Source organism: Faecalibacterium sp. OM04-11BH (genome assembly GCF_003482185.1).
Taxonomy (GTDB): domain Bacteria; phylum Bacillota; class Clostridia; order Oscillospirales; family Ruminococcaceae; genus Faecalibacterium; species Faecalibacterium tardum.
Map to the genome: position 1 here is coordinate 1 of NZ_QULS01000025.1, position 13,629 is coordinate 13,629.

Here is a 13,629-nt window from a genome sequence, read left to right on the forward strand (position 1 = left end):
AGCCGTGCATACGATATGCTTCGCAAGCAGCGAGAAGAACCGCTGGAGGAAGTCCCGGACGCACCAGATGACGCCCCGGTGCCGGGTGATGCAGTAGTCAGCACCGATAACATCCAACACCTGACAGAACTGATTGGGCAGATGAAACCGATGTACCGTGATCCTCTGCGTCTTTTGGCAATGGGCTATACCAACCGGGAGATTGCCGAATCGCTTGGACTGACGGATGAAGTGGTTCGGATGCGGCTTTTCCGTGGAAGAAAACTATTGTGGAAGGAGCTGAACAGCCGTGAGTGAGCGGACAGAGATCTCTTTTGATGCAGCTTTGATGATGGCACTCCGTGCAGATGCACAGAAAGAACTGGACGAGCTGCCAACTCCGGCACAGCTTGAAGAACGCTACCCGGACACTTCCCGATGGGATGCTCGCCTGAAAGCGGCATTGCATAAACGCCGTCCGGTGCTGAAACGAGTGTTTGTTGCAGCCATGACGCTGGTAATTTTAACTCTCGGCGCGCTTGCAGTAAGCGCAGACTTCCGCAAGGCGGTCTATACGATGATTCAGAAGTTCCTGCCCATTGAGATGCAGCTGACATATCAGGTGGATGGCGAGCCGTTGGAGCAGCTTCCGAATGGATACAGCGACCATTATGTGCCGGATGGATTTGAACGAGATCGTGAGCAGGAATTTGAAAGAGCAGAAAATTTTTTGCACGTTTACTCGTCAAAAGAAAGCGGTAAGGGATATACTGTTCGCTGCTCCATTATACAGCCGGGGCAGCAGTCCTCGTTTGATAATGAGCATACAACTTATGAGAATGTAAAAGTTGGAGACGCAGATGCAACTTTGGGAACGAGTGCAAGCGAAAACGGAGACACCGTTTATATTTTAAGCTGGGAGCAAGGAGGCGTTTCAAACACGATTATGGGAAACATTTCACGAGATGAGATTATGAAAATTGCTGAAAACGTATTTTAATATGAAACTCCATGCTATTTGTTGAGATTCACAAATGGTATGGAGCTTTTTTGTACAAGTGTACAAACATAACAAAAAGCAGAAATTTTTTCAAAAAAGTTGTCACAAACACACGGCAAACCACGTTAACTAAACAAATGCTCCTATTGGGAGCAAAAAATTGGAGGTATATTGTCTATGTCAAAAAAACGTTTCTTGTCTATTGTTCTTTCAGCGGTGATGATCTTGAGCCTAGCGTGCTCTGCCTTGGCTGTAGGGCAGTCTGGTCGGTATATTGGAAACAGCACCGTCAACGGTTCAATCTACCAGACCTACTATCAGGTTGATGCTCAAACGAGAACTGGCATAAAAAGTATCAGCGTTTCCGGTACTCTCTATGAAAAAGGAACCTTTGGAACATGGCAGAGAGTAAGCAACTGTTCAAATACCAGCACGACCTCGAACTGCATGGCAAGCGGTAACTACAATACCAAACCGGGAAAATCTTACAAGCTGGAGTATTCAGCAACATTTAATTATTCTGATGGACAGAGTGAAACCATTACAGGTAGTACAAGTAGATAAAGTATAATGGCACTCGTTATGTGTCTTGTGGCTTCTAGTTTCATATGAAAGGGTGAGTCCAATGCAGTTGTAGAGCATGGTGATGATATATAAAAATCAAGAATTTAGGAGAAATAATATGAAAAGACTTACAAAAATTTTGGCTTCTCTTTGTATGTCAATAAGTCTTCTGGTGATTCCTGTTCAAGCTTTTGCAGCTAGTGGCAGTGCGATAAACTTGGCAGATGAAATTCTTTCAAAGTCAACCAACACTCAGGAAATCATTGTATCTGAAAAAGAAATGGTTGACGATCTTCTGCGTAGTGGAACAATTACAAAGACCGATTTAAATGCGCAGCTTGCACGGCTTTCAATGCAATCTGAAGCATCATTAAAGCAAGAAGGCTACAACGACACACAAATTGGCCTGATTAAATCGTATGACCTGAAAATGGATGCTTATAATCATATTTTTAAGCAAGGTTCACGAGCCTCCAGTGAATCTGCGAAATTGACTTTCAGATATGGCCTTGCTGGTTCAAATAATAAAAAAACAGTTAAAATCGCATATGATATGAAGTGGTCGAGTTGCCCAGTGTTTACATTTACGGACAGCTTTGGTGTAGGATGGATTGCAGCAGACAGTAGTTCTCATGAAGTTATAACAAAAACAGATAGCTCTATCGCAAGCGTACAATACTATACCGTAGAGGGGCAAAATGCCGGCTTATATAGGGATATTGCAATGGATAAAAGTGCCAATAATATTGTTATCGGAAATCCAATCCTTGGCAGTGCTAATGGTAACTATGGAAAACATATAAGCGGCGTGACACAGGTAAGTACACAGTCTGAATCGTATAATATGGAAACAATCCATGTGTTTGTAACCTATGCTCATACAACAATAACGATTCGGCCCGGTGTTAATGTCAGTTTGACATATAAAAAGGCTGAGGGTATAATCACGTTTGAACCTCGCGTGACGCAAAGCGTTATGGCAAAAGGAGATCATACGTTCAGGTATAATGCACAGGGGGATATTGTTGCATAAATGACTTTTTTAATTGTTTGTGTGGTGGCATCTATAATTTGGGGTGCTATCTTAATATGTAAAATAGTCGATGTGATACATATTACAGATGTTAATAAATTATCAGAATGTAAAATTATCCTTGTTGTTAGCATGAGTGGTCTAACTTTATCATGGTGGCTGTTTTTCATGGATTTAATAAATATTATAGGGTATTAAGTGAAGTTCATCTATAAAGAGTAGATTCTCTTAAACGGCCTCACTTATACTATGGCTACATAAACTAAAAAATCCGCCGAGGATTCCTTCCCAAAAGTGGGAAGAATCCTCGGCGGATTTCGTTTATCGTGTTGGCTCTTTTTCGGCTGTGTCTTTTTCCTCTGCAAAAAACATCTCTACATTTTTCTGAGCTTTCATCAACTCCTGCATCTCATCTCGTGCCTTCCGGTAGTCTGGGTATGCTTCTTTCTTCTTTTTCAGAAGTTCAGCGTATTCGATGCTCAAGTCCTTAGCCTTTGGCAGCTTTTTCAATCCAGCTTCATCAAAAGCAGCTTTTGCAGCCTTGTGCAGGGTGATTTCTTCCCGATGGGCATCCAGAAAGCTCTTACGGTACCCGGCTTTGCGGTAGGCATCATAGACCGGACGTGTCCGGGCATAATTAACGATGTGCGTCCTCAGAACAGCAATCTCGGTCATGCGCGCTTCTGCAGCTTTAATGGAATCGCCCAACTCGTGATAGCGAGCAGTTGCTGCATCCACACGTTCCTGCATTTCTTTAATGCTGCCGATTTTATGCTCCTGTAAGAAAATCAGCGTCTTGGACATTTCTTTCAGATTATATCGCTTTGCCCAGCGAGCATACCCCATGCTCTTTCCCTCGGCCAGCTTTGCCTGAATGTCCACCAGCATCTGAAACTTTTGTTCCGGTACGATGCGCTTCTGCTTCTGCCGGGGATGGTGTTCGGCTTCCCCAGAGATAACAGCTTTCAGTTCTTCTTCACTATATCCTGCGCCCAAAGTGCGGAACCGGATGAATCGTTTCTGCCGTGTGCCTTTGACGGAGGTGTATTTCCCTCGCTTGACCTCGTATCCCTGCTGCTCCAGCTTTTGCAGAAAATCTTCGTAGTCTTTGGGTTTTTCCGCCAGAATGTTGTCGATCACGCCGCATAGACAGTCACGATTGCTTTCTTTGGGCGGGTAGAGTGTGCGCTTCTGCCGCTCCCGATAGGGTTTTATCTCAATGACGGAAAGCTGATGCTCTAAGCAGATCAGATCGCTCAACCGTTGCACAGCCAGCCCGGACAATAAAAAATCCCGGAATTTCCGGATGCTGTCCAACGCAGTGGAGTTGTAGATAATGTGATTATGAATGTGTTCCCGGTCCGTGTGGGTTGCAACGATAAACGCATACTTGCCTTTGGTGAAACGCATTGCCAGCTCATAACCCACCTTGTTGGCTTCTTCGGCGGTGATCTCACCGGGTTTGAAAGACTGTCGAATTTGATAGGCAATCACATCGCTTTTCTGCCTGCGCCCAGTCATCAACTCATACTGGCGTTTGGAGAGCATAAATTCTTCGTCTGCGGTCAATGGGCTGCACTCATAGCTGCTGACCAACTCTCCCTTGTTCGTTTTGTCAGGATTCTGCGCATAGTCCGTGCGGCTTTTCAGGCAGGCCGCAACCGACTTGCCCTTGTTTTTGTGCAGTGCAATCAAACGTGTTGCAGCCAATTCTACCACCTCCCGGCAAAAAGAAAATGCCGCACAATGGCGGCATAAAGATTTTATAATTCTGCAACCCAGCCACTGAACCATTCCACGGCTTCTACAATGACTGTTCCGGCGGTGAGGAGCAGGAAGCATCCAAACTCTGCCACCAGCAAGATCAAAAACTGCAGCCACTCCCGGCAGTACAGCGTATAAAGACCGCAGCCGAAAATATACAGCATGGGCAGAGCCAGCACAAACGCTGACAGGTTCAGCGTCCATTTCAGCATCAGCGCAAGGAAAGCAGTAATCAGCCAAAACGGGAAAACGATCATCTTAAAAACGAACCTCATATCTAGCACCCGCCTTTCTTTCACCACGATTATAAAGGTATCAACGATTGCTTTGCAAGGATGTCAACCCTTATGTAGCCCCGCAGCCCTCCAACTGCGGGGTTAAATTTTAGAGTTCTGCCAATTTGGAAAGGATCTGTCTGCCAATGTCGATCAGCTCATCCAGCCGCTGCCGCAGGTCCTCCATGTCGGTGGCGTAGATTTTGCCGCTCTCATTGGCACGTTTAGCGTACTGGTTCAGATTGTTGCTGCACATCTGCAAAAGATATGCCATGCGCCGCAGTTGCGGCAGGTCAAGATTCAGGCAGTAGCCATCCAGAGCCATTTTTCGGATATAGGCGCTCAGGCTGCGGATGCCCATGCCCAACATCTTTTCATAAATGCGGCTTTTCTCAGCTTTTGTGGTTCTCAGGATAATGATTTCATCCCGCTTTTCCCTCACCGGGCATCACCGTCCTTGTCGTAATAACTGCGGAAGGGCTTCACCGGCTCCGGCTTATCGGATTTTTCCTCCAGTGCCGCCAGCACCGAGGGGCGGCGAGGTGCGTCCTCCTGTTCTTCCTCATCCTGTTCCGGGTCGTGGCTCTTTTCGTCCACATCCAACTGGGCGTTTAATTCGGCAAGGCGGGCTGACTTCTCTGCCAGTTCTTCTTCCTGTGGGAATGGTTTCTCAACCTCGATTTGCGCTGCTGCCTGCTGCTGATGCAGAGTGGCTAGTTCATTCTCAGCAGAGTTAATGCGCTCCGGGAAGTTGTTCAGCGAATTATCCAGACGGATAATGTTGCCCAGCGGGTCGGTGCCCAGTGCTACCGGGTATCTCCGTTCGCCCTTCAGAATAGCCTGATACTCACTGCGGAAGGTATCGAACCGCAGAGACAACTCAAAGCCCCGATAGCTGCCGATCACTTTTTCTTCGGCGTTGGGCAGTTCGGAACAGGCAAGCACCAGACGCTCACCGGCGGTCTTTTTCTCATCGTAGGTCACGCCCTTGATGGTCATGCCGCAGAAACCCTCTTGCACCTGCGGATGGGCGGCGGCAAGCTGTGCGTCCGCTTTCACCCCAGCAATATAGGCGTTCGTTTCCCGAATGTCAGCCGGGAATTTGGTCAGCAGCTTGTCTTGCAGGCGGAATTTCTGACTCTGGTGGTCGGCTTTCAGCACCTTCAGCTTGGCGACCTGCACATCCAAATCCATCTTCTCCTTGATGAGCGGATTTCCAGCGCACAATGCCTTGATCTCCGCATAGGAAAGTGCCTGTTCGTCCACATCCTCGCAGGAGCGCACCGGGGATTTGCTGGTCATAATCTGGCTGATAAATCGCTGTTTGTTTTCCAAAGTTTGGAACAAATAACTGTCAAATGTCCCTTCCGTAACGTAATTGAACACCTTGACTTTTTTATTCATATTGCCCTGCCGGATGATGCGACCATTGCGCTGGGTCATGTCGCTGGGCTTCCAGCCAACATCCAGATGATGCACCGCCACAAGTCGGGACTGGACGTTGGTGCCCGCTCCCATTTTTGCAGTGCTTCCGAGCAAAACTCGCACATCGCCAGAGCGCACTTTGGAGAACAATGCCGCCTTTTTCGCCTCGGTGTCGGCATTGTGGATGAACTCGATTTCGTTTTCTGGAACCCCAGCGGCAACCAGCTTTTTGCGAATATCATCGTAGACATTGAAGTTGCCGTCGTTTTTCGGGGTGGAGAGATCGCAGAACAAAAGCTGGGTCAGCTTCTGGTCTTTGCCCTCTTCCCAGATTTTCAGCACGTTCTGAACGCATACGTTCAGTTTGCTGTTGGGGTCGTCCGGCAGCATGGGGTTCATCAGGCGAACGTCCAAGCCAATCTTGCGCCCATCGTTGGTGACGCAGAGCATATTGTCCACGGACGCATCCACGATGCCGGAGTGGATATCTGCGGCACGTTTGCTCAGTTCCTGCACCATTTCCTTTTGAATTTCGGACGGCTTTGCCACCACGGTTTCAAACTTTGCGACCGGCACCGGCAGATGAAGCTGGTCGCTAGTTTTAATGTCCGCAACCTCCTTGAACATGGACATCAATTCCGGGAGGTTGAAAAACTTGGCGAACCGGGTGCGGGCACGGTAGCCGGTACCCTCCGGGGCCAGTTCGATGGCCGTGGTCGTCTCACCAAAGGTGGATGCCCAGCAGTCGAAGTGAGTCAGCTTTTTCTGCTGCAAGGTGCTGTACTGCAAATACCGCATGACCGTGTACAGTTCGGTCATGGAATTGCTCACGGGCGTGCCCGTGGCGAACACCACGCCCCGCCCGCCGGTGATCTCATCCAGATAGCGACACTTGCCGAACATATCGCTGGATTTCTGCGCTTCGCTGGTGGATAATCCTGCGACATTCCGCATTTTTGTAGTCAAAAAGAGGTTCTTGTAAAAATGGCTCTCGTCCACAAAAAGCCTGTCAATGCCCAGTTGTTCAAAGGTGATCACATCGTCTTTGCGCTCATCAGAGCGCAGTTTTTCCAGCTTGGTTTCCAGCGTTTTCCGGGTCTTTTCCATCTGCTTGATGGAGAAATTCTCGCCTGCATGGGCTTTCAGTTCGTTGATGGCGGCAAGGGTCTCGTAGATCTGCTCCTGAATAATGCGCTCCTGCCGCTCAAAGGACAGTGGAATGCGCTCAAACTGACTGTGCCCAATGATGACAGCATCATAATCGCCGGTGGCGATGCGGGCGCAGAATTTTTTGCGGTTGGCGGTTTCAAAGTCCTTGCGCCGTGCCACCAAAAGTTTGGCGTTAGGGTAGAGGTTCAGAAACTCGCTTGCCCACTGCTCCGTCAAATGGTTGGGCACGACAAAAAGGCTTTTCTGGCACAGTCCCAGCCGTTTTGCTTCCATAGCAGACGCTGCCATTTCGTAGGTCTTGCCCGCACCAACTTCGTGTGCAAGCAGCGTATTGCCGCCATAAAGCACATGAGCGATGGCGTTGCGCTGGTGTTCCCGGAGGGTGATCTCCGGGTTCATGCCCACGAATTTGATGTGACTTCCGTCATACTCACGGGGGCGGGTAGAGTTGAACAGCTCGTTGTACTGTTTCACCAGCGCAATGCGCCGCTGGGGGTCTTGCCAGACCCAGTTGGCAAAAGCATCCTTGATGACCTGCTGTTTTTGCTGCGCCAGCATGGTCTCCCGCTTGTTCAGCACACGCTTGGGCTTGCCCTCGGCATCCTCGATGGTGTCATAGATGCGGACATCTTTCAGGTTCAGGGTCTCCTCCAGAATCTTATAGGCGTTGGCTCTGCTGGTGCCGTAGGTTTCGGAGGAGATAATATCCCCTCTGCCGGTGGCAGTCTTGCCCTCCACACGCCATTCTGCGGTATAAGGAGAATAACGCACCTTGACTGCATGGCGCAGATAGTAGGGGATCTGGAAAGTCTCGGTCATAAACTTTTGAATGATTTCAGGTGCAAGCCATGTGGCACCCAGCCGCACATCAATTTCGGAGGCTTCCAGTTCTCTGGGCTGTGCCTTGGTCAGCGCATCCACATTGACGGCAAACTCCGGGTTGGTCTCTGCCGCAAACTGCGCCATCCGCAGCTTTGCCCGGACATCGCCGGACAGGTACTCGTCTGCCATCTGCCAACCTGCTTCCGGGTCGGTAGGGTCGGCGGCGGGGTCCTTGAAGATCACGCCGGAAAGTTCGGTAGTGATGCGCTCGTACTCGCCGGGAGTGCCCAGCAGTTCTGCCATATAGGGCAAATCCACTTTGCCATGCTCACCAATAGATACCGCCAACGCTTCGCTGGGGGTGTCCACGCTGGTGACGGTGCGCTCCGGGCGAATGGTGCGCTTGGTGAACATCGCTGCCTTGGATTTAAGCTGACCCTGCTCGTCCAGATTTTCCAGCGAACAGAGCAGATAGTAGGAGGAATCCTGCTCAAATAGCCGCCCGTTTTTGCGGTCGTTCAGCAGACCGTACTTTGCGGTAAAGGCATCGTAGGCGATGTTCAAACGCTCCTGCGTTGCCTTAATGTCGGCATCGGGATAGTCCTCCAACTGCTGCTGAATCAGGTCATTGACGATCTGCCGCAGTTCCACCATGCCGGTGACACGTCCCTTGGCAGTGTCGGACAGTTCCGCCTGCGTCATCACGGAGTTTTCCCGGTAGAACACCTCGCCGTCCACCACCGTGTAGGAAAAGTTCTTCACGTCCGGGTCGGCAGGCAGGGTGCGCCGGGCGGCTTCTTCCTCGGCAATGTCGGGAGTGTCCACCTCGGCGGCGGCATACTGTCCCTCGATGTGCTGCACCGCCTCGGCAAGCTGCTCTGCAAGACTGGTGCCCTCGATGGGCGCAACGGTCAGGCCGTGACCGTACTGGGTGCTTTCCATCGTCAGTTCGCCCAGAACCATCTCCGGGTGGTCTACAAAATACTGGTTGATGGCAAAACCGTCCTCGCTCTTGCCCAGTTGCACCCAGTCCGGCTCATGGTCGATGGGGCGGTCACGCTTCTGCAAAAAGATAATATCCGAAACGACTTCGGTGCCTGCATTAGCCTTAAACGCATTATTCGGCAGACGGATGGCACCCAGCAAATCGGCACGCTCTGCCATGTGCTTGCGGGCGGTGCTGTCCTTACTGTCCATGGTATAGCGGCTGGTTACAAAGGCAATTACGCCGCCCGGTCTGATCTGGTCGATGGCTTTCGCAAAGAAATAATTGTGGATAGAAAATCCCAGCTTGTTATATGCTTTATCGTTGACTTTGTAGTTGCCGAAGGGCACATTGCCCACGGCAAGATCATAAAAGTCGCGCCTATCGGTGGTCTCAAAGCCAGCCACGGTAATGTCAGCCTGCGGGTACAGTTTTTTCGCAATGCGCCCGGTGATGGAATCCAGCTCCACACCGTACAGCCGGCTATCTGCCATGCCGTCCGGTAACATTCCAAAGAAGTTGCCCACACCCATGGACGGCTCCAAAATGTTGCCAGACTGGAAGCCCATCTTTTCGATTGCATTATAAATAGAGCGAATCACCACCGGGGAGGTGTAGTGGGCGTTCAGGGTGCTGGAACAGGCGGCAGCGTATTCGTCCTCGGAGAGCAGCCCTTTCAGTTCGGCACACTCTTTTGCCCAGCCGTCCTTATTGGGGTCAAAGGCATCTGCCAGACCGCCCCAGCCCACATATTGCGAAAGTACCTGCTGTTCCTCGGCGGTGGCACCCCGATGCTCTTCTTCCAGCTTGAACAGGGTACGGATGGCTTCGATGTTCCGGGCAAATTTCTGTTTGGGGCCTCCGACACCCAAATCATCATCCGTGATGTGGAAGTTCCCGGCAAGTTCAAGTGTGGATCGTTCCGGTTCAACTGCATCCAGAGCAGGTGATTTTGAGCCAATCGTCTGGATCACAATATCATAAGGCATACGGTTTTCTTCAGCAGGGTATATGGCAACCGTTTTTACAGTATCATCTGGCTGTGTAGTAACCTGTTCATTCTGCCGCAAGCCATCCTCGAATTGTCGTTTGTTGATAACTTCGTTATCCCACGACTGCCCCTGTGCGCTGGTGTCGATGCGAACATCCGTTTCGCCCACATAGCCGATTGTTCCTTCGATGGTTCGGGTAGGAAGGTCAACGATAACACTGTCACCGACCTTGTAATCAACGGCCTTTTCGGGAGCAGCGTCAAGGGCCTCGTCCTGCTGTTCGTACAATTCCCGGACAACAGATAGCGGTTCTTCCTGAAAAATTGGCATCCGCAGGTCGGCCAGTGCCATGTCCTGCAAGGAAACCTTGCCCTTATCAAAATCCACTCCGTCAATCCGAAATTTCCGGCCATCCATATTGATGATGGAGCCGATGGGCAGATAGTCCTCTTTGTGCAGATGTTTAGTCTGGTGATGAGTCCCATCTTTGTTCAATCCGGCAAGGTAAACATCGTTGCCCGCAGACCACAATTCTTTTGACTTTCTTGCCCATAAGCTAGGTGGAAAGCCTGTGACCTGAACTTCGCCCAGTGCTGTTTCTCTCGTAAACAAAGCACTGTTGAGAACTTTTGCGACCTTGGCAGCATCTTCTCCATAGAACATAAAATTGCCGCCAGCTTCAAATCCAACCAGAGTATCCGGGTGCTGCGCCTTTAATGCAGTGTATTCGGCTGCACTGGCGGCGTTCAGTTCAAGGGGAAAGTCGATGGCTCTTCTTTCTTTGTCCGACAGGTAGCGGTCAGACTGAATCATCAGGTCAATATATTTTTCGACCCGATCCCAGCGGAGAAGCACTTTCTGATGGTCGGGATAATGCTCAAACGTCAGACCCTTGCTGTCATGGTCAAGCCAACCACTGCTTCCGTCCAGATAAGTGTGTGAAGAACCGCCGGGGCCATACGGTGCATATTCGTTGGCAAGAGCTTTTGCCCGGAGTTTTCGGTCAGGCTGCAACTGATAAATTTTCCATATCCGAAGTTTGCTGCCTTCAACATTGGAACCTCTCCGCAGCGCATTTTCAATCTCCGCCTGCGACAAAACAAAAGCGGAGGGCGATTTTTCGCTCTCCGCTTGGTCGATAGTTTCAATTTGTTCAGCTTCGGTAGGGATGTGGGCATCGAAGAAACTTAGCTGTAAATCAGCTCCGTCAGCACCAGTTCCTCGGCCTGCGCTTTCAGGCTGTTCATGTGCCGCACCCACGACATCTGATTCTGCTCCTTGTCCGGAGCCGGGTTCTGCTTCAGCAGTTCCTGCATGGTCTGCTGCATCCGGCTCTCTGCGGTCTGTTCCACTTCCAACAGGTGCGGATGCAGAGTCCCCGACAGGAGCATCGAATTGTACAGCACCGGGCGATGCTTCATCAGGTAAGTCCGGCGCAGTCTGCCGTATTTGCTCAGTGCTTTCTCCTGCTGGGGCAGGGTCAGGTTCGGGAGCTGGTAGTCCCCGACGGTCGAGTAGGTCACGTTCCTGCTGTTCGTATTCATACTGGCTCCTTTCTACATTGCGGCGGCGGATTGTCGTTTTTACGGTTCGTTCGATGTTGCGCAGCACATCCCGGCTGCATTCGCTGACTGCGGTGCCCAGCGCATACACGGCGGCAGGCGTGGAAAAAGAGAAGATGGCCTGAAAATCGTCACGGTCAAAATGACCGTCCGGCTCAAGGCCGCAGCGTTCCAGAACCGTATACAGGATGCTGATTGCGGCGGCAGATTTGAACTGGAAATCCTGTCCGGCTTCATCATAATCTATCAGGAACGAACCGTCAACGATGTCGAGAATGTCGCCGCTGTTGTTGTCCCAATAGGAATCCACCAGCTTGCCCGTCAGGTCAGAAATCTGCTGGCTGAGCCTTTCATGGCAAACGCCGTACTCTCTGGCAATCATTTCCGACACAGGCTGCACCAGATCGGGGCCGAGCTGCCACACCTCCGGGTCACGGGAATTGCGGCGCACCCCGGTGTCGCTCACATCAAAGACATAGTGCAGACGCGGCACACTGCTGGACTGGTCTAACAGTGCGATGCCCTTGGAGCCGCGCCGGACATAGCGGTTCATGCGATTGTTCCAGATGTCGAAGCTGGCGCAGGCAGTGGCATCAGGCCGCTGGGCGTAGATCATGAGCTGGTCTGCAAAGCTGTACTTGTACAGCCGGGATGCAGTGGTCAGGTAGTCCGTCCAGTTTTCCCAATACCGGGTCAGCTCTTTTGCCGTTTGCTGGGCAAGGTTGAGGTATTCTTGCGTTTTATTTGGCATGGCGTTCCTCCTTTCATTTTTTGTAAAAATAAAAAACGAGTGGTCGATACCACTCGCATACGAATATATTTTATTGAGGGAGTTTTGTTTGAACGATGTTGATTTTTAAGCCGTATGAATCTTTATAGTGTTTGAGTAATGAAAGATCTTCTTTATGCCACTCTTCGAGCATTTTAACGAGAGTATAATAATAGAGCCTGAGAATTTCCGAATATTCCGAAACACAACTAATAAGGCTAATGCTATTCTCGATACGGTTTATATATTGTTTTGAAAGTGTAGACCACTTTTTGTACTCTAATAATTGCTCTTTTTCAAAACGGACATCGTTAATAAGGCGATGATCTTTTTCAGAAAATGTTTGACTGACTAGTGGATAGCCTTTATGGGTAATATAATTTCTGAAATCGTGCATAAAAGATGCCAACTCATTTTTTCCAAACGTTTCACTTGTGAACGCGTTTATTTTTTCATTCACTGCTGTGCCGATGTAATATTCATTTCTGAGTGCATACCAGTGATCTCTTACTGCAAATGCTGACATCAAGAAATTTGAAAATTGTCGCTGAAGTTCGAGATTGGTTTCATGGCGTAGGGAATAATTTGCTGGTTCCTTAAGCATCACCACAAGAGCAGGGGTGTTTATCTTATCGTGCCATTTTCGGAAACTTACGGCATTGGCATTACACACTAAAATGGCATCTATAAATGAAGTCAAACGAATATTGACTTCATATCCAGGCAATTTTCTGATATCAATAGAGCCTTGTTTGGATTCGCGTTCTTCGTCAGTCATAGTATCCTCCATATAGATTGGCTATGAAATAGCTATATCATTTGAATTATACCATATTGTTTGCCATTACAAAAGAGGATATGTATGCCGCCAAGCGGCGGCAAAAATTTAGTCGAGCGGAAATTCCAACTCGGCAAATTCAGCATCGGTCATAAGTTTCAGCTTTTCAATGACCTGCTCGGACAGTTCCCGCAGAGCAGTTTCATCCGGCAGAAGATAGCACTGCATGAGCCTCAGCTCCTGCATCAGCCCCAGCCGGGTGCCGGGATTGTAGAGGATCATCAGCATCAGTTCTTCACCATTAAAGTTCATGAGCATCCCTCGCTTTCCTGCACCCGATAGGGCTGCACTCCGGGGCATCGCATTTTTCTTTTGTGCCAGCAAGAGCAGCCAGCTTTTCCAGCGTAGAGTGCCGCTGGTTCAGCCCCAATTTTTCAGCTTCTGCGGCTCTGTCCATCACAAAATCATAATCCTGCAACAGCCGCCGCCCCTTTTCCATGTGGTGTGCTTC

12 protein-coding genes and 1 pseudogene are annotated in these 13,629 nt (G+C 49.8%); 5 read left to right on the forward strand and 8 right to left on the reverse strand.

Going from position 1 to position 13,629, the window contains the following annotated elements; genetic code table 11:
* From DXB44_RS13650 to DXB44_RS13665, 4 genes are all read left to right on the forward strand, one after another.
* A partial coding sequence (locus tag DXB44_RS13650) for a sigma-70 family RNA polymerase sigma factor (RefSeq protein ID WP_147366467.1) occupies positions 1-297 on the forward strand: 297 nt, incomplete at its 5' end.
* Positions 290-979, forward strand: coding sequence for a DUF4367 domain-containing protein (locus DXB44_RS13655; protein WP_118659039.1), 690 nt, complete (start codon positions 290-292; stop codon positions 977-979). The genes DXB44_RS13650 and DXB44_RS13655, both read left to right, overlap by 8 nt.
* A gap of 177 nt (positions 980-1,156) precedes the next feature.
* Positions 1,157-1,543, forward strand: coding sequence for a hypothetical protein (locus DXB44_RS13660; RefSeq protein ID WP_243111176.1), 387 nt, complete (start codon positions 1,157-1,159; stop codon positions 1,541-1,543).
* Positions 1,544-1,661: 118 nt separating this feature from the next.
* A complete protein-coding gene (locus DXB44_RS13665; RefSeq protein WP_118659040.1) occupies positions 1,662-2,576 on the forward strand; it encodes a hypothetical protein in 915 nt (304 codons plus the stop codon).
* 321 nt (positions 2,577-2,897) lie between these two features.
* Here DXB44_RS13665 and DXB44_RS13670 read toward each other — a convergent pair whose 3' ends face one another.
* The 5 genes from DXB44_RS13670 to DXB44_RS14905 form a co-directional block, all read right to left on the reverse strand.
* Positions 2,898-4,286 carry a relaxase/mobilization nuclease domain-containing protein gene (locus DXB44_RS13670; RefSeq protein ID WP_118659041.1) on the reverse strand — a complete coding sequence of 463 codons (1,389 nt, stop codon included), beginning with the start codon at positions 4,284-4,286 and terminating at the stop codon, positions 2,898-2,900.
* A gap of 53 nt (positions 4,287-4,339) precedes the next feature.
* Positions 4,340-4,615 carry a hypothetical protein gene (locus DXB44_RS14900; RefSeq protein ID WP_118659042.1) on the reverse strand — a complete coding sequence of 92 codons (276 nt, stop codon included), beginning with the start codon at positions 4,613-4,615 and terminating at the stop codon, positions 4,340-4,342.
* Between the two features lie 109 nt (positions 4,616-4,724).
* Positions 4,725-5,057, reverse strand: coding sequence for a plasmid mobilization relaxosome protein MobC (gene mobC / locus DXB44_RS13680; RefSeq protein ID WP_118659043.1), 333 nt, complete (start codon positions 5,055-5,057; stop codon positions 4,725-4,727).
* Entirely contained in the window at positions 5,054-10,822 is a 5,769-nt protein-coding gene (locus DXB44_RS13685; protein WP_243111180.1) for an SNF2-related protein, read from the reverse strand. The genes mobC and DXB44_RS13685 overlap by 4 nt, the downstream gene beginning before the upstream one ends.
* A gap of 374 nt (positions 10,823-11,196) precedes the next feature.
* Positions 11,197-11,553: a TnpV protein gene (locus DXB44_RS14905; RefSeq protein WP_243111177.1), complete on the reverse strand. Its 357-nt coding sequence runs from the start codon at positions 11,551-11,553 to the stop codon at positions 11,197-11,199.
* A 160-nt stretch (positions 11,554-11,713) separates the two neighbouring features.
* Here DXB44_RS14905 and DXB44_RS14910 point away from each other — a divergent pair, with 160 nt between their 5' ends.
* Complete coding sequence (locus tag DXB44_RS14910; protein WP_243111179.1) at positions 11,714-12,082, forward strand: hypothetical protein; 369 nt, start codon at positions 11,714-11,716, stop codon at positions 12,080-12,082.
* Between the two features lie 310 nt (positions 12,083-12,392).
* Here the strand turns inward: DXB44_RS14910 and DXB44_RS13690 are convergent, their stop codons facing one another.
* The 3 genes and pseudogenes from DXB44_RS13690 to DXB44_RS13700 all read right to left on the reverse strand — a co-directional run.
* Entirely contained in the window at positions 12,393-13,118 is a 726-nt protein-coding gene (locus DXB44_RS13690; RefSeq protein WP_117527358.1) for a hypothetical protein, read from the reverse strand.
* A 108-nt stretch (positions 13,119-13,226) separates the two neighbouring features.
* Positions 13,227-13,430, reverse strand: coding sequence for a transposon-transfer assisting family protein (locus tag DXB44_RS13695; protein ID WP_118659046.1), 204 nt, complete (start codon positions 13,428-13,430; stop codon positions 13,227-13,229).
* A pseudogene (locus tag DXB44_RS13700) lies at positions 13,420-13,629 on the reverse strand (hypothetical protein); the annotation flags it as partial. The gene DXB44_RS13695 and the pseudogene DXB44_RS13700, both read right to left, overlap by 11 nt.

What these genes read in the sequence shown, in the direction of transcription:
- DXB44_RS13690 (WP_117527358.1), bottom strand. Translation starts at nt 13,118, where the DNA reads ATGACTGACGAAGAACGCGAATCCAAACAAGGCTCTATTGATATCAGA.
- DXB44_RS13660 (WP_243111176.1), top strand. Translation starts at nt 1,157, where the DNA reads ATGTCAAAAAAACGTTTCTTGTCTATTGTTCTTTCAGCGGTGATGATC.
- DXB44_RS14900 (WP_118659042.1), bottom strand. Translation starts at nt 4,615, where the DNA reads ATGAGGTTCGTTTTTAAGATGATCGTTTTCCCGTTTTGGCTGATTACT.
- DXB44_RS13695 (WP_118659046.1), bottom strand. Translation starts at nt 13,430, where the DNA reads ATGAACTTTAATGGTGAAGAACTGATGCTGATGATCCTCTACAATCCC.
- DXB44_RS14905 (WP_243111177.1), bottom strand. Translation starts at nt 11,553, where the DNA reads ATGAATACGAACAGCAGGAACGTGACCTACTCGACCGTCGGGGACTAC.
- DXB44_RS14910 (WP_243111179.1), top strand. Translation starts at nt 11,714, where the DNA reads ATGACCGTCCGGCTCAAGGCCGCAGCGTTCCAGAACCGTATACAGGAT.
- DXB44_RS13685 (WP_243111180.1), bottom strand. Translation starts at nt 10,822, where the DNA reads ATGATTCAGTCTGACCGCTACCTGTCGGACAAAGAAAGAAGAGCCATC.
- DXB44_RS13665 (WP_118659040.1), top strand. Translation starts at nt 1,662, where the DNA reads ATGAAAAGACTTACAAAAATTTTGGCTTCTCTTTGTATGTCAATAAGT.